The 24,941-nt window shown below is 64.3% G+C and carries 24 protein-coding genes and 1 tRNA gene; 3 read left to right on the plus strand and 22 right to left on the minus strand.

Translation table 11 applies throughout. The features are described 5' to 3' along the window. Nucleotides 1–51: 51 nt before the first annotated feature. Genes hisIE through J2W94_RS06800 form a run of 9 tightly spaced genes read right to left on the minus strand, consistent with a single transcriptional unit; the run spans nt 52 to nt 7,455 of the window. Complete coding sequence (hisIE, locus tag J2W94_RS06760; protein WP_310091361.1) at nt 52–654, minus strand: bifunctional phosphoribosyl-AMP cyclohydrolase/phosphoribosyl-ATP diphosphatase HisIE; 603 nt, start codon at nt 652–654, stop codon at nt 52–54. After that, entirely contained in the window at nt 644–1,420 is a 777-nt protein-coding gene (hisF, locus tag J2W94_RS06765) for an imidazole glycerol phosphate synthase subunit HisF (protein ID WP_310091362.1), read from the minus strand. Before hisF ends, hisIE begins: the two co-directional genes overlap by 11 nt. After that, nucleotides 1,414–2,151 (minus strand): 1-(5-phosphoribosyl)-5-[(5-phosphoribosylamino)methylideneamino]imidazole-4-carboxamide isomerase, encoded by a 738-nt coding sequence (gene hisA, locus J2W94_RS06770; protein WP_310091364.1) that lies wholly within the window; start codon nt 2,149–2,151, stop codon nt 1,414–1,416. Before hisA ends, hisF begins: the two co-directional genes overlap by 7 nt. After that, entirely contained in the window at nt 2,148–2,747 is a 600-nt protein-coding gene (hisH, locus tag J2W94_RS06775) for an imidazole glycerol phosphate synthase subunit HisH (RefSeq protein WP_430540552.1), read from the minus strand. The genes hisA and hisH overlap by 4 nt, the downstream gene beginning before the upstream one ends. After that, nucleotides 2,747–3,820 carry a bifunctional histidinol-phosphatase/imidazoleglycerol-phosphate dehydratase HisB gene (hisB, locus tag J2W94_RS06780; protein ID WP_310091366.1) on the minus strand — a complete coding sequence of 358 codons (1,074 nt, stop codon included), beginning with the start codon at nt 3,818–3,820 and terminating at the stop codon, nt 2,747–2,749. Before hisB ends, hisH begins: the two co-directional genes overlap by 1 nt. Continuing rightward, nucleotides 3,817–4,899: a histidinol-phosphate transaminase gene (gene hisC, locus J2W94_RS06785; RefSeq protein ID WP_310091368.1), complete on the minus strand. Its 1,083-nt coding sequence runs from the start codon at nt 4,897–4,899 to the stop codon at nt 3,817–3,819. Before hisC ends, hisB begins: the two co-directional genes overlap by 4 nt. Beyond that, nucleotides 4,896–6,206, minus strand: a complete 1,311-nt coding sequence (gene hisD, locus J2W94_RS06790; RefSeq protein ID WP_310091370.1) for a histidinol dehydrogenase — start codon at nt 6,204–6,206, stop codon at nt 4,896–4,898. Before hisD ends, hisC begins: the two co-directional genes overlap by 4 nt. After that, nucleotides 6,203–7,117: an ATP phosphoribosyltransferase gene (hisG, locus tag J2W94_RS06795; RefSeq protein WP_310091371.1), complete on the minus strand. Its 915-nt coding sequence runs from the start codon at nt 7,115–7,117 to the stop codon at nt 6,203–6,205. The genes hisD and hisG overlap by 4 nt, the downstream gene beginning before the upstream one ends. A gap of 11 nt (nt 7,118–7,128) precedes the next feature. After that, a complete protein-coding gene (locus J2W94_RS06800; RefSeq protein ID WP_310091374.1) occupies nt 7,129–7,455 on the minus strand; it encodes a YerC/YecD family TrpR-related protein in 327 nt (108 codons plus the stop codon). A gap of 262 nt (nt 7,456–7,717) precedes the next feature. Here J2W94_RS06800 and J2W94_RS06805 point away from each other — a divergent pair, with 262 nt between their 5' ends. Together J2W94_RS06805 and J2W94_RS06810 are read left to right on the plus strand one after the other, a co-directional pair. Continuing rightward, complete coding sequence (locus J2W94_RS06805) at nt 7,718–9,496, plus strand: sensor domain-containing diguanylate cyclase (protein WP_310091376.1); 1,779 nt, start codon at nt 7,718–7,720, stop codon at nt 9,494–9,496. A gap of 31 nt (nt 9,497–9,527) precedes the next feature. Beyond that, nucleotides 9,528–9,947 carry an LIC_13387 family protein gene (locus tag J2W94_RS06810; RefSeq protein WP_310091378.1) on the plus strand — a complete coding sequence of 140 codons (420 nt, stop codon included), beginning with the start codon at nt 9,528–9,530 and terminating at the stop codon, nt 9,945–9,947. A gap of 17 nt (nt 9,948–9,964) precedes the next feature. On the opposite strand, the gene J2W94_RS06815 is transcribed toward J2W94_RS06810, so the two are convergent. Together J2W94_RS06815 and hisS are read right to left on the minus strand one after the other, a co-directional pair. After that, nucleotides 9,965–11,863, minus strand: coding sequence for an HAL/PAL/TAL family ammonia-lyase (locus J2W94_RS06815; protein WP_310091381.1), 1,899 nt, complete (start codon nt 11,861–11,863; stop codon nt 9,965–9,967). Next, complete coding sequence (gene hisS, locus J2W94_RS06820) at nt 11,863–13,245, minus strand: histidine--tRNA ligase (RefSeq protein WP_310091383.1); 1,383 nt, start codon at nt 13,243–13,245, stop codon at nt 11,863–11,865. Before hisS ends, J2W94_RS06815 begins: the two co-directional genes overlap by 1 nt. A gap of 139 nt (nt 13,246–13,384) precedes the next feature. Here hisS and J2W94_RS06825 point away from each other — a divergent pair. Further along, a tRNA-Pro gene (locus J2W94_RS06825) sits at nt 13,385–13,461 on the plus strand. A 41-nt stretch (nt 13,462–13,502) separates the two neighbouring features. Here the strand turns inward: J2W94_RS06825 and J2W94_RS06830 are convergent. The 11 genes from J2W94_RS06830 to J2W94_RS06880 all read right to left on the minus strand — a co-directional run bounded on the left by J2W94_RS06830 (nt 13,503) and on the right by J2W94_RS06880 (nt 24,920). Further along, complete coding sequence (locus J2W94_RS06830; protein WP_310091385.1) at nt 13,503–14,756, minus strand: glutamate-5-semialdehyde dehydrogenase; 1,254 nt, start codon at nt 14,754–14,756, stop codon at nt 13,503–13,505. A gap of 115 nt (nt 14,757–14,871) precedes the next feature. Continuing rightward, on the minus strand, nt 14,872–16,017 hold the full coding sequence (gene proB / locus J2W94_RS06835; RefSeq protein WP_310091387.1) for a glutamate 5-kinase: 1,146 nt from the start codon (nt 16,015–16,017) through the stop codon (nt 14,872–14,874). Nucleotides 16,018–16,027: 10 nt separating this feature from the next. Next, nucleotides 16,028–16,300 (minus strand): YciI family protein, encoded by a 273-nt coding sequence (locus J2W94_RS06840; protein ID WP_310091389.1) that lies wholly within the window; start codon nt 16,298–16,300, stop codon nt 16,028–16,030. Nucleotides 16,301–16,393: 93 nt separating this feature from the next. Continuing rightward, nucleotides 16,394–17,698: an argininosuccinate lyase gene (argH, locus tag J2W94_RS06845; protein ID WP_310091391.1), complete on the minus strand. Its 1,305-nt coding sequence runs from the start codon at nt 17,696–17,698 to the stop codon at nt 16,394–16,396. Between the two features lie 107 nt (nt 17,699–17,805). Further along, nucleotides 17,806–18,756, minus strand: a complete 951-nt coding sequence (gene argC, locus J2W94_RS06850) for an N-acetyl-gamma-glutamyl-phosphate reductase (protein WP_310091393.1) — start codon at nt 18,754–18,756, stop codon at nt 17,806–17,808. Further along, entirely contained in the window at nt 18,746–19,369 is a 624-nt protein-coding gene (locus J2W94_RS06855; protein WP_310091395.1) for a GNAT family N-acetyltransferase, read from the minus strand. The genes argC and J2W94_RS06855 overlap by 11 nt, the downstream gene beginning before the upstream one ends. A gap of 3 nt (nt 19,370–19,372) precedes the next feature. Further along, nucleotides 19,373–20,689, minus strand: coding sequence for an acetylglutamate kinase (locus tag J2W94_RS06860; protein WP_310091397.1), 1,317 nt, complete (start codon nt 20,687–20,689; stop codon nt 19,373–19,375). A 4-nt stretch (nt 20,690–20,693) separates the two neighbouring features. Continuing rightward, nucleotides 20,694–21,797 (minus strand): acetylornithine deacetylase, encoded by a 1,104-nt coding sequence (locus J2W94_RS06865; RefSeq protein ID WP_310091398.1) that lies wholly within the window; start codon nt 21,795–21,797, stop codon nt 20,694–20,696. A 158-nt stretch (nt 21,798–21,955) separates the two neighbouring features. Then, the gene (locus tag J2W94_RS06870) at nt 21,956–23,152 is read right to left on the minus strand and encodes an argininosuccinate synthase (RefSeq protein ID WP_310091400.1); all 1,197 of its coding nucleotides are present in this window, start codon (nt 23,150–23,152) and stop codon (nt 21,956–21,958) included. A gap of 23 nt (nt 23,153–23,175) precedes the next feature. Next, nucleotides 23,176–24,210, minus strand: a complete 1,035-nt coding sequence (locus J2W94_RS06875; protein ID WP_310091402.1) for an N-acetylornithine carbamoyltransferase — start codon at nt 24,208–24,210, stop codon at nt 23,176–23,178. A gap of 215 nt (nt 24,211–24,425) precedes the next feature. Further along, complete coding sequence (locus J2W94_RS06880) at nt 24,426–24,920, minus strand: hypothetical protein (protein ID WP_310091403.1); 495 nt, start codon at nt 24,918–24,920, stop codon at nt 24,426–24,428. Nucleotides 24,921–24,941 lie beyond the last annotated feature (21 nt).

Genomic DNA, 24,941 nt, shown 5'->3' on the forward strand with positions numbered 1-24,941 from the left:
CTCGCGACTTACGTCGCTCCTACAGGCGAATATACAGGCCAATACGGGGCTCTATGCCTTGTGGCGATCACGCAGCAGGGCCGACACATCCTGCAGCGACAGGCCGCGGGCACGCAGTAACACCAGCAGGTGGAACACAAGATCAGCCGATTCGCCCAGCAAGGCGGCATCGTCTTGGGCGACTGCGGCCAGCGCGGTCTCCACGCCCTCTTCGCCCACCTTCTGCGCGATGCGGCGAACGCCTTCTTCGAACAACGCCGTCGTGTAACTGCCCGCAGGACGATCGCGCCCGCGCTGGGCCACCAGCGCATCCAGATCGGCGAGAAAGCTCGAGGGCGCCTCAGGAAAGCAACTGTCGCGCTGCAGATGGCAGGTGGGACCTTGCGGACGCGCGAGCACCAGCAGCGTGTCGTTATCGCAATCGGCCTGGAGGGAAACGAGCTCCAGCACGTGGCCGGAGGTTTCGCCCTTCTTCCACAGGCGCTGCTTGCTACGGCTGTAGAAAGTAACATGGCCGCTGCTCTGCGTGGCCGCCAGCGCCTCGGCATTCATGTAACCCAGCATCAGCACGCGCAGGTTGCCGGCGTCTTGCACGATTGCGGGCAACAGGCCGTCGCCCTTGGCCCAATCCAACGTTTGCAGGTCATCCGACATCGCGCACCTCGATTTGCCGTGAGCGCAGGTAGCGCTTGAGTTCCGGGATTGCGATCTGGCCGCTGTGGAAAACGCTGGCCGCCAGCGCCCCATCGACGTCGGCCTGCTGGAAGACCTGCTCGAAATGCTCGAGGGTTCCCGCGCCTCCGGAAGCCACCAGCGGCACCGCGCAAAGCGCCCGCGCCGCTGTGAGCTGCTCGACATCGTAACCGCGTCTTACCCCGTCGCTATCCATGCAGTTCAGCACGATCTCGCCGGCCCCCAGTCGTTGCGCCTCGACCACCCAGTCCAAGGTGCGGATCGGCAGCGCCCGCGTTTTCGACGGATCGCCGGTATTGCTGCGCACCCGCCATTGGCCGTCCGCTTCGCGGACCGAGTCGATGCCGACGACGATGCACTGCACACCGAACGCATCGGCGAGTTCGGATATCAAGGCAGGCCGTTCCAACGCGGGGCTGTTGATCGATATCTTGTCCGCGCCCGCGTAAAGCACGGCGCGCGCGGTTTCCACATCGCGGATGCCGCCTGCGACGCAGAACGGGATATCCAGCAGTGCGGAGACGCGGCCGACCCAGGCGTGATCCACCGAACGCCCTTCCGGGCTGGCGCCGATGTCGTAGAACACCAGTTCGTCCGCGCCCTCGTCGCGATAGCGCAGCGCCAGTTCGGCGATATCTCCCATATCCACGTGATCGCGGAAGCGCACGCCTTTGACCACGCGTCCGTCGCGCACGTCCAGGCAGGGAATGATCCGGCGGCTCAGCATGCCAGCGCCTCGGCCAGGTCGAGTTTTCCTTCCAGCAACGCGCGTCCCAGCACGATGCCCGCGCAACCCTGCCGCTTGGCCGCCACCACATCGGCGATTTCGCGAACGCCGCCGGAGGCCTGCACCTGCAGCGCAGGCGCGATCGCTTGGAGGTGCGCGTAGAGCGCGGCATTGGGCCCGGACAGCATGCCGTCGCGAGCGATGTCCGTGCTCAACAGATGCTTCAGGCCACCATTGGCGTAGCGCACCGCCAGTGGGTCCAGCGTGGCCGAGGCGGTTTCGGTCCAGCCGTGAACCGGCAGCCGCCACACGTCCTGTTCGTCCTGACGCGCGTCGAGCGCCACGGTGATCCGCTCCACGCCGAATTCGGCGATCCATTCCAGCACCTGGTCCGGCTGCTGAACCGCCAGCGAACCCACCACCACGCGCGATGCTCCCGCCGCGAGCATGCGGACCACGTCGTCGCGCGAACGCACGCCGCCGCCGGTCTGCACCTTCAGGCCGGTGAAGGCGCAGATCTCCCGCAAAAGGGGCGCCAACGTATAGCCGCCCGCTTTGGCCGCATCCAGGTCGACCAGGTGCAACCACTTCGCGCCCTGCGCCGCATAGCGGCTTGCGGCGTCGAACGGATCGTGCCCGTAGGTCGTTTCCCGCTCGTAGTCGCCCTGCGCCAAGCGCACCACGCGCCCTTCACGGACGTCGATAGCCGGATAGACGGTGAATTCGCTCATGCCAGGTCCCGTTCAAGGAAGTTCTGCAGCAACCGTGCGCCGACCTTGGCCGATCGCTCCGGATGGAACTGCGCGCCAGACACGCGACCGCGCCGCACCACCGCGGCGAAGGCGACGCCGTGATCGCTGGAGAGCACGCAGTCCGCGGTCACCGGCGCCGCATAGCTGTGCACGAAATAGGCACGGTCGCCCGCTTCGATTCCCTCGCTGAGCGAGCTGGCGCGCAGGGGTTGCAGGGTATTCCAGCCCATGTGCGGAATACGGATGGCGCTGCTAACCGGCAGTTTCGCGACTTTCCCCGGAACCAGCCCGAGGCATTCCACATCGCCTTCTTCCGAGCGTTCGTACAACAGCTGCATGCCCACGCAGACGCCTAACAGCGGCCGCTCCAGATTGCGCAGGGTCTCCACCAGATCCAGTTCGCGCAGCCGCCCCATCACCATCGCGGCCGTACTGACGCCGGGCAGGATCACGCGATCGGCGTCGCGGATGATCTGCGCATCGCCGGTCAATGTCGCTTCCACGCCAAGACGCTGCAGCGCGAAGAGCACCGAACCGATATTCGCACCGCCCGCGTCGACCAGCGCCACCCGCATCAGAGCGCGCCCTTGGTGCTGGGCAACTCCAGACCTTCACGCCTGATCGCCTGGCGCAGGGCGCGGGCGAAGGACTTGAAGCAGGCCTCGACCTTGTGGTGATCGTTTTCTCCCTGCACCTGCAGGTTGAGGTTGAGGCCGGAGGCATCGCAAACAGAGCGGAAGAAATGCGGAACGAGTTCGGTAGGCAGGTCGCCGACGCGCTCGCGCTTGAACTCGCCAGAGAATACGAAATACGGCCGGCCGCTGAAATCCAGCGCGGCGGTGGCCAGCGTCTCGTCCATCGGCAAGGTGAAGCCATAGCGGCCGATGCCGCGCTTGTCGCCCAGCGCCTCCTTCAGGGCCTGTCCCAGCGCCAAACCGGTGTCCTCCACCGTGTGGTGCTCGTCGATATGCAGATCGCCCTCGGTGCGTATGCTCAAGGCGAAGCCGCCATGCTTTCCGATCTGTTCCAGCATGTGATCGAAGAACGGCAAGCCGGTGGTTATGGCCGGCTCGGAGATACGATCCAGATCCACATCCACCCTGATCCGCGTCTCTTTCGTGTTCCGCTGCACGAGGGAACGGCGCGGTGTGTCGGCCAATTCGTGGGCGATGCCCATCCAATCCCACTCGCCCCCGAATTGCGCGGTTTTCAGCTGGAATCCGCGGATGCGCAGGTTCGCGGCGAAGGCGATGTCGGTTTCCCGGTCGCCGACCATCGCCGAACGCGCCCAGTCGATGCTACGGTCCTGCAGATACGGCAGCATCAAACCGATGCCCGGCTTGCGCGTGGGCTTGTTCTCCTGTGGCCAGCTGCGGTCGATCAGCACCTCGCGGAACACGATACCCTGGCTCTCGAAGATCTGCAGCATCAGATTGTTGGGGCCGTCGAAGGACGCTTGCGGATAGGCGTCGGTCCCGAGTCCATCCTGGTTGGTGACGATCACGAACTGGTATCCGGCATCGCGCAGCCTCAGCAGCGCAGGCACCACATCCTTCACGAAGCGGATTTTCTCGTAGGCGTCGATCTGGAAATCGGAAGGCTCCTCGATCAGGGTGCCATCGCGATCGATGAACAGGATCGGAGTCATGCGGCGGCCTCCTGCAGGCGCAGAGCGGAGATCACGCGGTCGTTCTGCTCGGGCGAGCCGATGGTGATGCGCAGCGCGTCGCCCAGTTGCGGCGCCGCACGCTGGTCGCGAACCACCACTCCCGCGGACAACAGGGTGCGGAAGGCGGAGTCCGCGTCGCGGAAACGAACCAGCAGGTAGTTCCCTTGCGAGGGATAAACCCGCAACACTTCCGGCAGACCGGCAAGCGCGGCCTGCAGGCGGTCGCGTTCGGACTTCACCACGGCCACGCGTCTACGGGTTTCGGCCAGCGCCTGCGGCGATAGGCCAGCGAGCGCCAGTTCGGCACAGGGCGTGGGAACCGGATACGGCGCCTGGCAGCGGCGTAGCACCTCGATCAATTCGCTATCGGCGATGACTACGCCGATGCGCGCCGCCGCCAGCGCATGCGCCTTGGAAAGAGTGCGCAGGATCGCGATGTTGGACTGGCGTGCCTGCAGCGCGGTAGCGGACGGCAGATCCGAGAATTCCCCGTAAGCCTCGTCGACCACCACCAGGGCCGTCCCCTGCAAGCGTCTTGCAAGCGACTCGATGCCGTCCAGCGCAATGGCCGAACCTGCGGGATTGGAGGGCGAACACAGGAAGACGAGTTTCGCCCTGGCCTTGAGCGCGGCATCGCCGATGGCCTCCAGCTCGGCAACGAATCCGTCGGCGCCGTCGCGAAGAGGCACTTCGATGACCGGCGCGTTCTGCAGGCGCGCGCAGACCGAATACATGCCGAATACCGGCGGGGTGACGACGATGGCGTCCTGGCCCGGATTGCACAGTGCGCGCACCAGCAGATCTATCGCCTCATCGCTGCCTCGCCCGATCAGCAACTGCGATTCTTCGCACGCGTACAGCTCGGCGAGCGCGCTGCGCAAGGCGGCCGGCTGCGGATCCGGGTAGCGGCGACTGCTGGCGCCACGGTCGGCGGGGTTGGCCCAAGCCGATTCGTTGGCGTTCAACCATACCTCGCCCTTGAGCGCTTCGGTTCTGGCGGATTTGTAGCCTCCGAAACCGCGCAGATCTTCGCGTACCAATTCAAGCAACGCGCTCACGCAGCCGCCTCCATGCGCAGAACGACGGCATTGGCGTGCGCATCGAGGCTTTCGGCGCGCGCCAGGGTGACCGCGCATGGGCCTATGGCCGCGATGCCGGTGCGGCTTGCGGACTGCACGCTGACCAGGTTCTGGAAACTCGCCACGCTGACCCCGCTGTACGCGGCGGCCGCGCCGTTGGTGGGCAATACATGGTTGGTGCCGCTGCAGTAGTCGCCCAATGCTTCGGGGGTGAAGTCGCCGAGGAATACCGAGCCCGCCGCCTCCACTTTGTCCAACCAGGCGCGCGGTTCGCGCAGCGCCAGGATCAAGTGTTCGGGCGCGTAGTCGTTGCTGATCGCGAACGCCTGCTCCAGCGTTTCGACCTTTATCAGGCGCGATTCGGCAAGCGCCTGCCGGGCGATCGCGGCGCGCGGCAGCGCTGCGAGCTGGGATTCGATTTCTTTCTCGACGGCGGCCAACAGCCGATCGTCGTCGGAGAGCAACAAGACTTGGGAGTCCGGCCCGTGTTCGGCCTGCGACAACAGATCGGCCGCCACGAAGGCGGGATTGGCGCCCGCATCTGCGATCACCAGCACTTCCGACGGGCCGGCGGGCATGTCGATGGCGACGATGCCGCCGCGCGCGACTTGCTGCTTGGCTTCGGTCACGTAGCTGTTGCCCGGCCCAAAAATCTTGTCGCATTTGCCGACGGACTCGGTACCGAACGCCAAGGCCGCAACGGCCTGCGCGCCGCCCAGTTTCAGTACGCGGGTGACCCCGGTGAGGCGGGCGGCGACCAGCACCGCCGGATCGGCGCTGCCGTCCTGGCGTGGCGGCGTGCACAACACCACTTCCTTGCAGCCGGCCAACCGAGCCGGAATTCCGAGCATCAACGCGGTGGAGGGCAACGGCGCGCTGCCTGCGGGGACATAAAGCCCGACCCGCCTGATCGGCCGCACCACGCGCTCGCACACCACACCCGGCGCGGTCTCGACCGCGTACGGCTGGGTCATGCCTGCGCGGTGGAAGATTTCGATGCGTTGCGCGGCCTCCCGCATTGCGCTTTTGAGCGCTTCGGCGATTTCCCGTTCGGCGGCCGCGAACTCGGCTTCGCTGACCTCGAAATTTTCCAGCGCCACTTTGTCGAAGCGCGCGGTGATTTCGCGCAGGGCCACGTCGCCACGATCCCTCACTTCGGCCAGCAGGGCGGCGACCGCTGCCCGTGTGTCTTCGGCGACCTGTTGCGCCGGCCGCAGCAAGGCCTGACGCTGGGCGGCCTGGTCCAGCGACGACCAGTCGATCCTGTTTCCGACAAAGCCGCTCATGCCAGCGACCTCTCGACCGACAACACCATCAAGCCCTGCGCGCCGGCGCGTTCCAGCTCCTCCAGCCGCTGCCACGTCACCAGGCCGTGGCACATGGTCTGCAACGAGAGCGGGCCGCCGGTTTCAGCGGCCAGATAAGTCGGAGGATCCGCGTCGGGCAGCAACCGCAGCAGGGCCGGCACGGTATCGCGGTCCGCACGGAACATCAGCAGCTTGCTGTCCTTGAGCTTGAGCACACCCTCCATCCGGCGCAGCAGCATCGCGGCGAGATCGGCGCGCTGGTCTTCCAGCTCGCGTGCCGGCCCGGCCAACACCGCCTCGCTTTCCAGCAGGGTTTCGACCGGCTTGAGTTGATTGGCCAGCAGGGTGGCGCCGCTGGAAACCAGGTCGCAGATCAGATCGGCCGTGCCCAGCTTCGGCGCGATCTCCACCGACCCGGACAGTTCGACCACGCTGGCCCGCACGCCCTGTTTCTCCAGCCAGTCGCTCAGGATCGCGGGGTAGCTGGTGGCGATGCGCATGCCCTCCAGTTGCGCGGGGCCTTGCCAGTCCCAGGTTTCGGGAATAGCGAGCATCAGGCGGCAGCCGCCGAAACCCAGGGCATGCATTTCCCGGTAGGCGTCGGACAGGCCGAACCGCGCGCGCGCCGCCGCCTGCTCGTTCAGTTCGTTGCGCCCTACTACGCCGAAATCGCAGACCCCATCGGCGATCAGACCCGGAATGTCGTCGTCGCGAACCAGCAGCAGGTCCACCGGCAGCGATTCGCCGTAGCAGAAGAGTTTGTCGCGGCTTTCCCGCCAGCTCAGACCACAGGCAGACAGCAGCGCACGCGCCGGTTCGGCGAGACGTCCGCTTTTCTGGATGGCGATGCGCAAACGATCGCGCGTCGCGCTGGCGACTATGGGGCTCATGGAGGGCTGGCTCACTGCGAAACGGTGGAGGAACGGGATTGCTGGCGCCGCAGGGCGGAGGCGTAGCCGCCGGTGCCGCTTTCCAGCGTGCGAGCCACCCGTCCGATGGTGGTGACGCTGATTTCGGTCAGGTCGTGGATTTCGCGATAAGGCACCCCCTTCAACAGCAGGGGCACCACGCGCCAACGGTCGGCCATGGCCTCGAGCTCAGCCGGGGTGCACAGATCCTGCAGGAAGGCCCTTACGTCCTCCGCCTTGGCCAGACCGGCCAGGGCACGAGACAAGGCCTGCAGTGCGGCCGAGGCGGCTTGTTCGTTGACGGCAGGGCGGCGCTTCATGGATATGGCTCGTATCAATGTATTAATGTGCTGTTACATTAACCCACGACCGGGCGGTCGGTCAAGCCGGCGAATCCGACCCTTGTCCCCGCCACCGGGCTTATTGCGTTGAAGTGATGAAACGGAAGTGAGAGGGAATCCACGAGTGGCGCATTCCGGCGGGAGTAGACTTCCGGATCGGCCCTCATGGAGGGCCATCACGCGGAAACGCGCATGGGGAGTGGGCAGGATGCTGTGTTGGCGGAGCCGATCGATTCGGATCTTGTTGCTATTGCTGGCCCTGGCGGTCCCGGATGCGTTCGCGCGCACCGCGCTGGAAATCGACGCCGCCTCCTCCCAGCTGTCGCTGGCGCCGCATACCAGTTTCTACCATGACGAAAAAGGCAGCGACGACCTCGCCGCCGCCGACCGGCATCTGCAGCAAGGCGCATTCAAACCGCTACCGGGCGACAACCCCTCATTCGGTTTCCAGGACGGCGCCTACTGGTTCCATGCCGTGGTCCATAACCAGGGCAATCCCGAGAGCAAATGGTTGCTGGTGCAAGAATACGCACTGAGCGACCGCATCGACGTCTACGCCAGATACGGCGATGGCCGGCTGGTCCACAGCGCCGGAGGGGACCACCTGCCCTTCGATCAGCGCAACATCCGCTACCGGCAACCGAATTTCTGGCTGAACCTTCCGCCGGGCCAGACGGTGGACCTGCTGGTGCGCGTGCAAAGCGAAAGCTCGATGCAGGTGCCGCTGACGCTTTACGCTTCCGATGCCTTCATCGAACAGTCGCGCGACGCGCAGCTGGCGATCGGCCTGTATTACGGCATCTTGCTGGCGCTGTTCACCTACAACCTGGTGCTATGGCTGACGCTGCGCGACGCCAGCTATTTCTGGTACCTGTTCCATATCACCGCTTTCGGCCTGGTGCTGTTCACCCTCAACGGTCTGGGCTTCGAATACCTGTGGCCCAGATCGGCATGGTTGGCCGACCACATGGTGCCGCTATCGATCTGCCTGGCCCTGATCGGCATGCAGCAGTTCGCGCGCAATTTCCTGGAACTGAAGCAACGATGGCGTTTCGGCGATCGCGTGGCGTTGGGCATCATCGTGTTCTTCGTGCTGCTGGGCATCGCGGCAACGGTGCTTCCCTACAGCAAGGTGACACCGTTGGCTTCGGCGGCGGTGTTCCCCAGCATCTGCTGGATCCTGATCGAAACCGTGGTCGTGCTGCGCCGCGGCTACAAGCCGGCCAAGCTGTTCCTGCTGGCGTGGTTCCTGTTCCTGCTGGGCACCGGCATGTTCTCGGCCATCGCCTTCGATCTGCTGCCGAAGAACTTCATCACCGAATACGGCGTGCAGATCGGTTCGGCGCTAGAAATGCTGCTGCTGTCCGTCGCCCTGGGCTACCGCTACGCGGCCTTGCGCAACGAGAACGAACGTATCGTGCGCGAAGCGCGCGACCAGCTGGAGCAGAAGGTCGAAATGCGCACTTCGGAACTGCGCAACGCGCTGGTACAACTGGAGGACGCCCACCATCAACTGAGCGAGTCCAGCCGCCATGACGGCCTTACCGAGCTCTACAACCGAACGCATTTCCGCGAGGCTTTCGAACACCTGCTGTCGGAAGCCAGGAACAGCCGCCGGCCCATCTCGTTGCTGATGATCGATCTGGACCATTTCAAGAAGATCAACGACACCTACGGCCACCTGGTCGGCGACGACTGCCTGCGCTGCACGTCCAACACCATGGCCGAGATACTGGCGCCCTACAACGCCCTGCTGGCCCGTTTCGGCGGCGAAGAATTCATCGCCGCCCTGCCCGGCATGGACCTTAGCCAGGCCAGCGCCGTCGCCGAGGAGTTGCGCCAGAGCCTGCACGACCGGCCTTGCGTGAGCGGCGATCTGGTGATCGGAGTGTCGGCCAGCATCGGCGTGCATTCGGTCGACATCGCGGCCAAGGACAGCATCGAGTCGGCATTGCAGGTCGCCGATCAGGCGCTGTACGCGGCCAAGGCCGAAGGCCGCGACTGCGTGCGCACGTTGTGATCAGGAACTCTGCGCAGGGATCCACGCGCGCATGACTTCGCTGGCGTCCTGGCTGATAGCGCTCAGCGCGCTGATCGTCCTGACGCTGGGTGCGCTGCACCTGCTGTACACCTTCCGCGGCCCCAAGCTGCGGCCGAGGGACGCGTCGCTGGAAGCCCGGATGAAGGAAGTGCATCCTGTGCTGACCCGCCAAACCACGATGTGGAAAAGTTGGATAGGCTTCAACGCGAGCCATAGCCATGGCGCGATTTTCTTCGGCCTGATGTACGGATACCTGGCGCTGGTCCAGCGCACGCTGCTGTTCGGGTCGCTATTCCTGCAATTGACGGGGCTGGCGATGCTCGCGGGTTATGCCGTCCTCGGCAAGCGCTACTGGTTCAGCATTCCATACCGCTGCATTCTGGTGGCGACCGCATTCTATGCGGCCGCCCTAGTGCTGGCGCGAGTCTGACCGCGCGGCGCTATCGCTCAGGACAGTGCGATACGCGCGGCATCCAGCAGCTTGCCCGATTCGACCAGACGCACGGCCGCGGCGACTTCGCCGTCCATCGCACGGTCGCGCTCCAGGAATGGAATCTCGCCCCGCAAAGCCGCATGCGCCGCGGAAACGGCGTCGCCCGGATGGAATTCCCCGGATTTCGCAAGCTCAGCGCGCAAGCCATCCACTTCCTCACGAAAGATCCCCGCTGCGTCCGTACCGCCGACCGGTCCGCCCTGCACCTTCACCGCAAAGGCCGCGGCATCCGTGCGGCCCGCCAGCTCCCGAGCGGCATTGATCATGTCGCGACGCAGGTCCAGCGCCTGCGCTGCGGTGTAGATCTCCAGCGCCAACACCTTGGTCAGATCGCGGGTCATCGCCAGGACCTGACGCGCTTCGTTGGCGCCCATCGAGACATGGTCTTCCGCGTTGGCGCTGGTGGGAATGGAGAACACGGAAGCCGGATGCGCACGGCTAGCCAGGTCGTTGACGATGGCCGCAGCGGTGTACTGCACGATCATATGGCCCGACTCGGTGCCGTCCTCGTTGCCGATCAGGAAAGCGGGCAAGCCGTCGTTGGTGGCGGGATCGACCAGCTTGTTGAGCCTTCGCTCGCTGATCGACGCCAGCACCGGGATCGAAGCCTTCACGTAGCTCATCGCCAACGCCAGCGGCATGCCGTGGAAGTGGCCGGCGGAGATGACTTGTTCTTCCACGTGGGCGGCGTCCACCTTGTCCGGAAACACCAGCGGATTGTCGGTGACCGAATTCAGCTCGATTTCCAGCACGCGCTTGGCCTGCGCCACCGCATCGCGCACCGCGCCATGCACCTGCGGGATGCAGCGCAACGAATAGCTGTCTTGCGGCTGGTGCTTCTTGCCGCCGCGGAAGGGGCGGAAGCGTTTGTAGAATTTTTCGCGCCCGTGGCGCTGGTCGCTGGGCACCCAGTCCCAGCCGATATCGAAACGCAGTTCGCGCGAAGCCTCCGTATCCCAGCTGTGCGGCAGCCACTGCCTGAATTTCGGCACCAGGTGATACGGAATATCGGCCAGCGTCGATCCGGACAGCAGCCGACGCAGCTGCGCCGCCACGTGCACCTGGCCGGGGTGCGGACGCAAGGCATGCACCTCTTCGGCGAAAGCGCCCAGACGGCCGGCGAAGGCATCCAGCGTCATCGCTGCGGCCAGATCGGCGGTGTCCAGTAGCGCATCGAGCTTGTGCACCGCCAGCACGCCCATCGCCAGCATCTGCGCGGTGCCGTTGTTCAGGGCCAGGCCTTCTTTGTAGGAAAGCTTCACCGGCGTCAGGCCCGCACGCTGCAACGCTTGCGCGCCGGGCATGCGTTCGCCTTCGAGGAAGGCTTCGCCTCCGCCGAGCAGCACCAGCGCCAAATGCGAGAGCGGCGCCAAGTCACCCGAGGCCCCGACCGACCCCAGCTCAGGCACCACCGGCACGATGCCGGCATTGAACATCGCCGCCAGCGCTTCCAGGGTCTGCACGCGAATGCCGGAGTGGCCGCGCAATAACGTATTGATGCGGATGCCGAGCATGGCGCGCACCACTTCCGGCGCCATCGGCTCGCCCACGCACACGGCATGGGTGATGATCAGGTTGTGCTGCAGCTCTTCATGCAGCGAGCGGCCGGACTTCACCGCGCCGGGCAGTTCGTCGCGCAGCGGATGCGCGCCCAGCAACTTGTCGGCGTTGCTGCCGAAGCCGGTGGAGACGCCGTAGATAGGCTCCTCGCGGCGCACCTGTTCGGCGAGGAAATCGGCGGCGCGCGCCACTGCTTTCAGGGCTTTCGGGTCCAGGCCGATGCTGGCGCCGTAGGCGATCTCGACCAACTGATCGCGGGTCAGCGACTGGCCATCCAAGCGGATCGGTTTCATCAGCGACCCGCCAGTGCGCGAGTCTGCTCGAGCTCGACACGCAGAGTGGAAGCGAGCTGGTCACGGGTCGTTTCGAACTGCTGTTCGCGCGCCAGATCCTTCACCGTGACCACCCCGCGGGCGAGTTCGTCCTCGCCGGCAAGCACCACGAAACGGATACCCGCTCGCGAAGCGTACTGGAACTGCTTGCCGAGCTTCTTCGGTTCCATCTGAACCTCCGTATTGATGCCGCCCGCACGCAGGCGCCGCGCTATATCCAGCGATTCGGTAAGTTGGTTCTCTTCCATCAGCGCGACCATCGCCTGCACCGAGCTTTCATCGACGCCCGCCACCAGACCCGCTTCCCGCAGCTGCCAGAACAGGCGCGTGAGCCCGATGGAAATGCCCACTCCCGGCAGCTTCGATTTGCTGTAATGGCTGGCAAGGTCGTCATAACGCCCGCCAGAACAGATGGAGCCGATCTGCGGATAGCCGTCCAACTGGGTTTCGTAGACGGTGCCCGTGTAGTAATCCAGGCCGCGCGCGATGGACAGATTCAGGCAGTAGTCGCTTTCAGGCACTCCAAGCGCGTGCACCAGTTCCAACACTTCGCGCAGCTCGGCCACGCCCTGATTGAAGGTGTCGCTGCCCTGCCCCAATGCGTCCAGGCGTGCCAGCGCATCCGCGTGGCTGGTCGAACGCACCGCCACGAAGTCGAGGATCTTCCCCACCGTCTCCGCCGAGAGCTCGAAGCCCTCGCCGACCAGCGTCTCACGTACGGCGTCGACGCCGCGCTTGTCCAGTTTGTCCACTTCCCGCAGCACTGCCATCTGGCGATCGCCATCGGCGATGCCCAGCGCTTCGAAGAAGCCGCGCATCAGCTTGCGGTTGTTCAGCTGCACGGTGAAATCGCCGATGCCCAGTTCGGAGAACACCGCATGGATCACCGCCAGAATCTCGGCATCGAAGCGGATGCTCAGCGCATCCTTGCCCACCACATCGATGTCGCACTGATAGAACTCGCGGAAACGGCCACGTTGGGCGCGCTCGCCGCGGTAGACGCGCTGGATTTGGTAGCGGCGGAACGGGAAGGCCAGCTCATGCTCGTGTTCGGCCACATAGCGCGCCAGCGGCACGGTCAGGTCGAAGCGCAGCGCCAGCTCCGGCAGACCTTCACTGGCCTTTTCCAGAGCGCCCGTGGACTGGGCGAAATAGACCTGACGCTCGGTTTCCCCGCCCGACTTGGTCAGCAGCACCTCGGACAGCTCGAACACCGGCGTCTCCACCGGCAGGAACCCGAACCGCTCGTAATTGCGGCGGATCGTGTCCAGCATGCGCTGGAAGGCGATCTGGTCGCGGGGCAACAGCTCCATGACCCCTGGCGGCGTGCGCGGCTTGATCAAGCGAAAACTCCTGGAGTGCGGCCGCGGAGCGGCAGATTGAGGCAAGCCGCCATTTTAGCGGCTGAACCGCCGGAGCAGGCGGTAAGGCGCGCGCTACTTGCTCCGATGGGGGGCGACTGAATACAATATGCGGCTTCATCGGGGTGTAGCTCAGTCTGGTAGAGCGCTACGTTCGGGACGTAGAGGTCGCAGGTTCGAATCCTGTCTCCCCGACCAAGAAGACCAGGAACCGGCCCCGTGCCGGTTTTTTGTTGCCCTCAGGGCAGGTTCCGGGTCTGCCCGCTGCCGCGCACCACGAAACGCTCCACCGTCAGCGCTTCCAGGCCCATCGGACCGTACGCGTGCAAACGGGTGGTGGAAATGCCGATCTCGGCGCCCAGTCCCAGTTCGCCGCCATCGGAAAAGCGCGAGGAAGCGTTCACCATCACCACCGCCGAACGCAACGACTGCACGAAGCGCTCCGCATTGCCTTCGTTCCGCGTGGCGATGACCTCGGTGTGGTCCGACCCGTAGCGGTGGATATGGGCGATGGCTTCGTCCAGGCTGTCGACGACCCGCACGGCAATGACCAAATCGAGGAACTCGGCGGCGTAGTCGTCCTCGGTGACCGGCTTGGCTCCCGCCATCAGCGCGCTGCTGCGCGCATCGCCGCGTATCTCCACGTTCCGTTCCGCCAGCGCCGATGCGGCGGCAGGAAGGAAATCGCCGGCGATATCCGCGTGCACCAGCAGCGTTTCCAGCGAATTGCAGGCGCTTGGTCGGGAAACTTTGCCGTCGATCAGCAAACGCAAGGCGAGTTCCAGATCCGCGCTGGCATCCACGAAAAAATGGCAGACGCCCTTGTAATGCTTGATCACCGGCACCCGCGCATGTTCGGCGACGAAACGGATCAGGCCTTCGCCGCCGCGCGGGATGGCCAGGTCGACGATATCGGTGAGCTGCAACAGCTCCAGCATGGCCTCGCGGCGCAGGTCGGTGACGAGGGTCAGCGCCGCATCGGGCAACCCGGCTTGGCGCAGCGCGCGTTTCAGCGACGCGGCGATGGCGGTATTGGAGCGGATGGCCTCGGAACCGCCTCGCAGGATCACCCCGTTGCCGGCCTTCAGGCACAGCGCGGCGGCATCGGCGGTGACATTGGGGCGCGCCTCGTAGATCATCGCGATCACGCCCAGCGGCACGCGCACGCGCTCGACGCTGATGCCGTTGGGGCGCACATCGCGGCGTGTGACCAGGCCGACAGGATCGGGCAGATCGGCGACTTCGCGCAGCGCATCGGCGACGGCGGCCAGAGCCCGGGCATCCAGCTTCAGGCGATCAAGCATAGCCCCGCTGAGGCCTTTCTCGCGAGCCGCGGAGAGGTCGGCGGCGTTAGCTTCGAGGATCGACGCTTCATCGGCTTCCAGCGCAGCCGCCATCGCACGCAGCAGCGCATTCTTCGCATCGGTGGACAGCTGCGCGATCTGCTGCGCGGCCTCGCGACATTGCAGGGCCTGTTGCTTTATATCGCTCATCGCTTCGTTCCAATCCAGATCATGGCCACCGTAGGAGCGACGTAAGTCGCGACTTGATACGGCTCGGCGAATCGGTCGCGACTTACGTCGCTCCTACAACGGCGTCCGGATCTCATCACAACAGCACCAGATCGTCGCGGTGGATCACATTCTCGCCGTAGTTGTAGCCCAATATCGCTTCGATGTCGCGCGAATGACGGCGGGCGATACGGCGGACATCCACCGCGGAGTACTGGCTGACCCCGCGAGCGATGCTGCGGTCGCCCTGCTCGTCGCGTAACCGCACTTCGATCATGTCGCCGCGCCGGAAATCGCCTTCTGCCGTCACTACTCCGCCCGGCAGCAGGGAAGCGCCTTTTTCGCCCATGGCACGCGCCGCGCCGGCATCGACGATCACCCCGCCCGCCTCCAGCGGCACGTTGCGCAGCCAGTACTTGCGCGCGGCAACGCGGTTCTGGGAGGGGCGAAAACGGGTACCGCTGAATTGGCCCTGCGCCAGCGCGCGCACCGCTTCGGCGCGGGTGCCGTTGAAGAGGAAGGTCTCGATGCCCGCGGCGGCCGCTTTTGCCGCGGCTTCCAGTTTAGTGCGCATGCCGCCGGTTCCCGCGCTGCTGCCGGCTTCGCCGGCCATGGCGAAGAACTCAGGAGTCAGCGCTTCGACGTCTTCGATCGGCTTGGCATCGGCATGGATGCGCGGGTTGGCGGTATAGAAACCATCGATATCGGTAGCGATGAACAAGGCATCGGCGTCGACCAACGCTGCGATCACCGCCGCCAGGTTGTCGTTATCGCCCAGTTTCAGCTCGTCGACCGAGACCGTGTCGTTCTCGTTGATCACCGGCAATGCGCCCAGCGCCAGCAATTCGTTCAACGTCGCGCGCGCATTGAGGTAGCGGCGACGATTGCGCAGGTCGTCGTGGGTCAGCAGCACCTGCGCCACCGGCCGCTCGAAGAAACGCTGCCACAAACCGATCAGCTGCGCCTGACCCAATGCGGCCAGCGCCTGACGTTCGGCCATGGCGGCCCCGGCATTGGCCTTGCGATGGATGACCGCACGTCCCGCCGCCACCGCACCGGAGGACACGATCACCACTTCGCGCCCCGCCGCCAGGCTCGCGGAAACGAACTGCGCAAGCCCCAATGCATGGCGCGGGCTCAGGCCTTCGCCCTCCGCGGCCAGCAGGCTGCTGCCGACCTTGAGCACGGCACGGCGCCATGTGGGCAGCGTTTGTTGGGCGAAGGGCGATTCGGTCGTGTTCATTGCATGGGGCTCAGCGGGCGTTCCATTCATAGACGGTCAAGGTCGAGGAATCCGAGGTTGTCAGCGGATCGTCGGCGGCAATGGCCAGCGCTTCGGCCAGCGTGTCCACCTTCAGCACATAGGCGCCGCCGCTCTTGTCGCTGAAGCCTCCGGTCATTTCCAACTTGCCGGCCAGACGCAGGCCGTCGAGAAACGCCAAGTGCGGCGCCACTACCGCCTCGTTGAAGTTCGGCTTGCGCATTGCCATCACCAGATAACGCTTGATTGCCGACCCATCCGACATCTCTATTCCCAAGGTAGGAGTGACCTAAGTCGCGACTGGAACACCGGTACGAATTCCGCTTTCAACAAAGTGTATTCGCGATTTACGTCGCTCCTACGCCCGCTTGCTCAAGGATTCCCATCGCTCACGCAATTCATCCAGACGCAGGTCCGCCGCCGCGCCCGGCGAGACACGTGCGGCAAGACTGGATTCGGGCGTTCGCCCCGATCCCGCCTGGTCCGCGGACGCAGCCGCCGCACGATAGGCTTCGCGGAAAGGTACGCCGGCCGCCGCCTGTTCCACCGCCACATCGGTGGCGTACATGCCTGAATCCATCGCGGCGCGCATCCGATCCTCGCGCCATTCCAGGTTCGCCAGTAGGTCCGGCAGCAGTTCCAGCGCAGGCAAACCACGGCCGAAGCCGTGGAATATGGCGCCCTTGCTGCCCTGCAGATCGCGGTGATAGCCCGATGGCAGCGACAACAGCTGCTCGATCTCGGTGCGCGCCGCCGCCACGCTAGCGTGGGTCGCACGCATCAGCTCGATCACATCGGGGTTGCGCTTGTTGGGCATGATCGAACTACCGGTGGTGTATTGCGCGGGCAGCGCCACGAAACCGAATTCGGCGCTGGTGAACAACGACAGATCCCAGGCCAGTCGGCGCAGATCGAGCGTCGCGCTTCCCAAGGCCTCTAGCGCTGCCATCTCGAACTTTCCACGCGAGAGCTGCGCGTAGATCGGGCTGATCTGCAGGCGTGCGAAATCCAGAGTCCGCGTGGTGTGATCGCGATCCAACGGCAGGTTGACGCCGTAGCCGGCGGCGGTGCCCAGCGGATTGGCATCGATCAGGCGGTGCGTGTCGTCGGCACGGATGGCGTTGTCGATGAAGGCTTCCGCCCAGCCCGCCCACCACATGCCCGCGGACGAAACCACCGCGCGCTGTATGTGCGTGTAGCCGGGAAGAGGAAGGCTCCGCTCGGCCTCGGCGCGATCCAGCGCCACCTTGGCGATCTGGCGGCTCAAATCCGAGACTCGCGCCAGCTTCTCTTTCAACCACAGGCGCGTCGCCACCAGGATCTGGTCGTTGCGGCTGCGGCCGGTGTGGATCTTGCGGCCCGCATCGCCCAGACGTTCGGTCAACCGCGATTCGATAGCGGAATGACAATCCTCGAAACGATCGTCCAGCACGAAAACGCCGCTGCGGAAGTCTTCGGCCAGCAGATCCAGCTCGCGATTCAAGCCCGTCAACTCTTCGGACGAGAGAATGCCGATGCGCTGCAGGCCCTCGGCATGCGCCTTGCTGGCGACGATGTCGTGCAGGAAGAACTCGCGATCCAGGATCACGTCGTCGCCGGCCAGGAACTTCTGGATTCTGGCGTCGACGCTCACTCCTGGTTTTTGCCATAACAAATCGGACATCGGTTCTCTCCTGCCTTCATGCTCAACGGGTACACCCGTCTCGCCATTTGACGTAGGGCGGGCATTGCCCGCCGCTTCGGTGACAGGCGGGCAATGCCCGCCCTACTTCATTCCAGCGGTATCGACGCCAGTTCGTCGAAACCAAAAGCAGTATTCAGGTTCTGCATAGCCTGCGTCGCGGCGCCCTTTAGCAGATTGTCCAGCGTGGCGACCACGACGACGCGTTTGCCGCCCGGCGCAACGGTGAAGCCGCCTATCTCTACGCCATGCTTGCCGGCGATACTGCTGACCCATGGAGCCTCGTCGAGGACGCGGATCAACGGCTCGCCCGCATAGCGTTGCCGATAAAGATCGCGGATCGCTTCCACTTTCACCGCCTGGTCGAGCCAGAGATTCACGGTCATGGTGATGCCGCGAAAGTGCGGCGCCACATGCGGCATGAATTCCACCGGCACGCCCAGATGGCGGGACACTTCGCGCTCGTGCATGTGGTCGGCCAGCGCGTAAGGCATCAGGTTGTCGCGCAGCTTGTCGGTATCGTTCTTATCGGAAGGCGTGGTGCCGGCGCCCGAATATCCGGAAACGCCGAAGCATTGCGGCGGACCGGCCAGCCGATCGAGCAAGGGCGCGATCGCGAGCTGCATGGCGGTCGCATAGCAACCCGGGTTGCTGATGCGTTTCTGTCCCGCGTAGCTTGCGCGGGTAAGTTCGGGAAGTCCGTAGTACCAGTCTTCGTTGAAACGGTAATCGGCCGATAGGTCAACGATCACCGACTCTGGCGCCTGTGCCTCCAGTCCTGCGACGATGTCGCCGGCCTTGCCATTGGGCAGGGCCAGGATCACCGCATCCACACCTTTGGCGGCGACCTGTTCATGGCCCAAGTTCTCGTAGCGAAGTTCGCCGGCGAAACCCTCGATATGCGCGCTGACGGGCTGTCCGTCTAGCTCACGCGAAGACACGAACGCCAGTTCCAGCTGCGGGTGCCGGGAGATGAGGCGGATCAGCTCGGCGCCGGTGTGCCCGCGCGCGCCGACCAGACCGACCGTCTTACTGGCCATGCTTGCGTCCTCCCTGTTCGAGCCTGCAGGACAAGTTGCTTTTCACGGCTGGCCATTCCCTGTCGATGATGGAGAACACCACCGTGTCGCGCATCGTGCCATCGGCATGCCGGCGGTGATTGCGCAGGATTCCGTCCTGCTTGGCGCCCAAGCGCGCGATGGCGGTGCGCGAGGCATGGTTGAACCAGCTCGTCTCCAGATACACCGAGGCGCATTGGAGCGTTTCGAACGCATGGGTGAGAAGAAGCAGCTTGGCTTCCGTGTTCAAGCCGCTGCGCTGCACTCTGGGCGCGTACCAGGTGTAGCCGATGCTGAGCTTGGGCACGGACGCGTCCATATCGTAGAAGCGCGTGCTGCCGACCACCAAACCGTCGGCATCACGCACTACGAACGGCGTTTCCAGACCTTGTCGTTGCTTATCCAAAGCGGTGCCTACCCAGGCCTCGACATCCGCCGCTTTGGGAACGTTGGTGTACCAGAGCCGCGATAATTCATCGCCCTTGAGCGCGAGGCTCAATCCCTCGGCATGCTCGACAGCCAAGGGCTCCAGCGCCACATGCCGGCCATCGAGTCGCGGTGCTTGCCAACTGGCGGGAAGATTCGGAAGGTTCATGGTTCAGTCCACCAGGGTCGGAACACGCGTGCGGCAATGGGCCACACAACGCTCGATGTCGGCAAAATCCTCGATGCCGTACCAGAACACCTTCCACTTCTCCTGTTTGTAGCAGCCATCGGATTCGGCGTAGTAGAAGATATTGACCTGGTTGTTATGGCGCGAACGCCAGAACAACTGCGGATTCTCCTCCCGCATCACATGCCAGACCGCGCGTCCCAAACCCTCGCCTTGCGCATCGTCCAGCACGGCGAACTTGTCGAGATACGCGAAACCCTCTTCCCGGGTCAGGATCAGCGCAGTGCGATAGTTCTCGCTGATGTAGATGCGGTAAGGCTTGGCTTTTTCGAAATAGTCGACGACTAGCTTCCGTCCGAAACTCGATTCGATGAGCACGCGCATCCGTTCCAAATCCACGCCTTCCCAGGAATCGAAGCGCAGCACGCGCTCGCCACGACGCACCAGCGTGCCCGAGCCCTTGTGCGTGAACAGCTCCTTGGCCAGTTCCGCCGGCTTAGTGATCGAGACCGAAGAAGTCAGCGGCAACTTGTCCAGCAAGTCCTTGATCTGTTCGATCTTCACCCGCATGCCGCCGTTGATCCAGGGTTGCGCCATCAGTTCGTCGTACTCGGTGGACAGATTGATCGAATCGATCACGGCGCCCTTGTCGTCCAGCAATCCGCCCGTGCCGGTGAGGAAGATGATCTTGTAGGGCTGCAGCACCTGCACCAGCTCATTGGCCGCGAAATCGGCATTGATGTTGAGGATCTGGCCGCCCACGGTTTCGCCCAGACTGGCGATGACCGGAATCGAGCCGGCTTTCAGACTCGCCTCGATCGGCGACTGGTTGATGCGCCTCACTTCGCCGACCAGGCCATAGGTCTGCTGGTCCAGATATTCCGCCTCGAATACGCCGGACACGATCGAGGTCGCGCGCGCGCCCGACTCCTGCAACGCTTCGACCAGGGCCAGGTTCTGCTGCAAGAACACCTTGCGCACGATCGCCAACACTTCGGGACTGGTGATCCGCAGACCGTTAACCGTCTGTTTTTCGATGCCGGCGGCGGTCATTTCCTCGTCCAGCTGCGGCCCGGCGCCGTGCACGACGATGGGCGTGAGCCCCACTTCCTGCAGGAACGACAGAGAAGAGGTCAGCGCATCGAGGTCGTCGCGCAGCACCGCGCCGCCCACCTTGACCACGGCGAAACGCTTGGCGTCCAACTGCGAGAAGCGCTTGACGTACTGCGAGATTTCCTTGGCGCTGGCCATGCTGGACAGCAGGCGGATGATGGTCTGCCGGGTTTGCTTGTGCGATTCCATGTTCTCAGTTCTGTCCGAAGATCCGCTGCACCGTCTCGGCGTAGCGTTGTAATTGTTCGAGGGAAACCCATTCGTCCGCGGTATGCGCCTGCGCGATGTCGCCGGGGCCGTAGACCAGCGCGGTCAGGCCCGCGGCGGAGAACAGCGACGCTTCGGTCCAGAAATCGACCGCGTTGCCGATGGGCAAACCGAGTTCGTCGGCCAGATCGCGCGCCGCAAGCCTGCGCTCCTCCGCACGGGCCACGTCGCCGGACGGCAACGAGGGACCGCGAAAGGTTTCCTCGTATTCGGCCAGCGCACCGCTCGCGGCGAATTCCCTGAACTGCGCATGCAGCGCGTCCATGTTTTGCGACGGCAACGGGCGAAAGCCGAAGCGCACTTCGGCCGTTGGCGCGATCATGTTGGCTTTGATGCCGCCTTCGACCCGGCCGATATTGAAACGCAGGCCGGTCAGGCCGCCGAAGCGCAGATGATGTTGGCCCTGTACATAATCCAGCGCCGTGGTGCCCCAGCGCATCGCGTTGTGCACGGCGCTCAGAGTCAGCGCGTTCTCCGCCGAAGCATGTCCGGCCTGGCCCTTGAACAGCATCCTCACCGCGCTGATGCCGCGGTGCGCCAGTACCGCTTGGCCCTGGGTGGGCTCGGCGATGATCGCTTCGATGAAGCCGTGATCGCGCGCCAGCGCATTCTTGTTCAAAAACGCGGCGATGCAGCGTGGATCGTTGGCTTCCTCGTCGCTGGTGAACAGGAACGCCGCATCGCCCTGCGTCGATTGCGCGGCAGCGATCAGCGCGGCGGCGGCGCCCTTGATATCGCAGGCGCCGAGTCCTATGGCGCGATCCCCGCTCACCCGCAGTTTCAGCGGATCGGCGGTCCAGGCCGGCGAAGAAGGCACGGTATCGAGGTGAACGTTGAAAACCCGCTTCGGCTCGCCGCGCACGGCAAACAGCGAGACCGCTCCGGCGCCGTGATCGGTGACTTCGACGGCGAAGTCCGGAAGCTGCACGCGGATATAGTCGAAGATGCCGCCGGTGGTGATCGCACGCGGCGGATTACGGGTGTCGTGGGACACCAGCGCTTCGAGGTGATTGAGGACCTTGTCGAGCATTCTAACTTCTGTCCATTGGTTGTTGAGTTCCGTCGTCATCCCAGCGAAATCTGGGATCCATTTTGACTTTGCTCTGCACTTTCAAATACAGGTTCGAGGGTGGGGAGCAAGATGGATCCCAGCTTTCGCTGGGATGACGACGGCGAGTTTTCTTGCGTTTAGCGATTGACTTCGGCCCAGAGGGTCGAACTCATGCCGAACAGCTTGATGAAGCCTTCGGCTTCCTCCACTCCCCAGTCGGCCGATTGCGCATAGGTCGCGCCCTTGGCGTTGAGGATATGGGGCGACTTGATGGCCACCGCATCCACCCGACCGCCGCGCGTCTCCAGTGTGACTTCGCCGTTGACGGTGGACTGCGAAGAAGCGAGGAACGCTTCCAGATCGGTCTTCAGCGGATCGTGGAAGAAGCCTTCGTACACCAGTTCCACCCACTTGCGCGCCACATCGGGCTTGAAGCGGTTCTGCTGCTTGGTCAGCACGGCCTCTTCCAGCGCGCGATGCGCGGTCAGCAACGCGATCAGACCCGGCGCTTCGAACACGATGCGTCCTTTCAGGCCGATGGTGGTGTCGCCTGTGTACATGCCGCGGCCGACGCCGTACTGGGCGAACAGCGTGTTGAGCTTGGCCAGCAACGTCGCGCCTTCGAGCGGCTTGCCATCCAGTTCGACCGCGACCCCGTTCTCGAACTTCAGGGTGACGGTCAACGGTTCGGTCGGCCAGGCGCTGCGCGGGGCGCACCAGCCGCGCGCGCCTTCGCCGGGTGCGTCCCAACGATCGATTTCACCGCCGGACATGGTCAGTCCCAACAGGTTCTCGTTGATGGTGTAGGCCTTCTGCTTGGCGCGCACGCCGAAGCCGCGGTCCTCCAGGTATTTCTGCTCGTAGGCACGGGTTTGGGTGTGTTCCTTCTGGATTTCCCGGATCGGCGCGACGATCTGGTAGTCGCCCGACGCCTTCACCGCCAGATCGAAACGCACCTGGTCGTTGCCCATGCCGGTGCAGCCATGCGCGATGGCCTTGGTGCCGAGTTCCTTCGCGCGTGCGAGCGCCGCATCGACGATGAGGTAGCGGTCCGATACCAGCAAAGGATACTGGCCCTGATAGCCCTCTCCCGCCCACACGAACGGCTTGACGAAGCCCTCCCAGATCGCGGGACCGCCATCGACGGTGACGTGGCTGGCGGCACCGAGTTCGGCGGCGCGCTGTTCGATGAAGGCGCGCTCTTCGGCATCCACGCCGCCGGTATCGGCGAATACGGTATGCACGGCCCAGCCCTGCTCCTGCAGATAGGGAATGCAGAAACTAGTGTCTAGGCCGCCGGAGAAGGCGAGGACGATGTCTTTGGTCTGGCTCATGGGGGAGTGTCGGTTCCGTGGGTTTATTGGTTGGAAAGCGCGGCCATGATGGCCTTCTGCACGTGCAGGCGGTTTTCCGCCTCATTGATAGCGATGCATTGCGGCGAATCCATGACGGCGTCGGTGGCCTTGATGTTCCGGCGCAACGGCAGGCAGTGGCTGAAGACGCCGTTGTTGGTCAGCGCCATCTTGCGTTCGTCGACGATGAAGTGCTTGTACTGGTCGCGGATGGGTTTCTCCGGTTCCCAGTTGCCGAAGTAGGGCAGCGCGCCCCAACTCTTCGCGTAAACGACATCGGCGCCCGCGTAGGCGCTGTCGATATCGTGGCTGACGCGCAGCGAGCCGCCGTTTTCGGCCACGTTCTGTTCGGCCCAGCCCATGTAGCGCTCGTCCAGCACGTATTCGGGCGTAGGGCACAGCAGGGTCACGTCCATGCCCATGCGCGTGGCGATGGTCAGGGCCGAGTTCGCCACGGCGGTGTTCAGCGCCTTGGGATGGTAGGTCCAGGTCAGCACGTATTTCTTGCCGCGCAGATCGGAAGTGCCGAAATGCTCCTGCAGGGCCAGTACGTGCGCCAGTTCCTGGCACGGATGGGTGATGGTCTCCATGTTGATCACCGGCACCGGCGAGTACTTGGCGAAGCTCTTCAGCACGATGTCTTCGCGGTCGTAGCCCCAGTCGATGAACTTCGGGAAGGCGCGCACCCCGATCAGATCGACGTAGCGGCCCAGCACACGGGCGACCTCGGCGATGTGCTCCTCGGTGTCGCCATCCATTACCGTGCCCAGGTTGAATTCGACCGGCCACGCGTCTTTGCCGGGTTGCAGCACCACCGCGTGGCCGCCCAGCTGGAAGGCGCCCAACTCGAAACTGGTGCGGGTACGCATGGACGGATTGAAGAACACCAGGGCGATCGATTTGCCCTTCAGCGCATCACCCAGCTTATGCCGCTTGTACAGCGCCGCCTGTGTCAGCAGCGCGTCCAGTTCGGTACGCGACCAGTCCTGGGTATTCAAGAAATGTTTTATTGAATCAGGTTTTATTGAATCGGATTTCATTGCGACTTCCCAGGGATCCAGAAACGAAAAAACCCAGCGCCAGGCTGGGTTCCGGTTGAACAAGCAGTAACGTCCGGCGACCCAGCTAGATAAGCGGTTCCGGTCGGCGGGCACGAGACGTCATTCCCGAGGCCATCCGGGCGGCGCATGCGTGCAGGTGTGCGTTCATCTTCATTGGTCCGCATCGTCGCATGCAGGGTGCCTTGGCGCAAGACTTAAGGCGTGGCGAGGTTCTGGCCGGGTATGTAGGGCATCACCGAAACCCGGATCCGCAGCCGGTTGCCGGGATCTTCGGCCAGACGCGAGCGGTACTTGAAGCCCTTGTAGACGTAATCCACGTCATAGGCGATAGGGCGGCGGAACTCGCGCTCCACCGGCACCATGCGGCAGCTGGGCTTGGCGGGTTCGGCTTTGGGCGCAGGCTCCGGGTCGCGGGCGAACACGCCTTTCACCGAATCCATGATCTTCGACCAACGACCCTCATCCTGTGGAGGGGCGGGCTTTGGGGCCTGTTTCTCCTCGCAACGCATTTCGGTGCGCGAAGCGCGCAGGGTCTGGTACACGGGGTCCACCGCCAGCACCTGCGCATAGTCCAGGCGGACGTTTTCCACCGGCAGCACCGTGACTGGATCTGTCTCCTGGGCCGCTGCCGAGACCGATGCGAAGGCAGACAGGCCGAGGCCGAACAAGATGTGGCAATACAGGCGCATGAGGCCACTGGTCTGGAATCC

It is taken from the genome of Pseudoxanthomonas sacheonensis, assembly GCF_031455975.1.
Classification (GTDB): domain Bacteria; phylum Pseudomonadota; class Gammaproteobacteria; order Xanthomonadales; family Xanthomonadaceae; genus Pseudoxanthomonas_A; species Pseudoxanthomonas_A sacheonensis_A.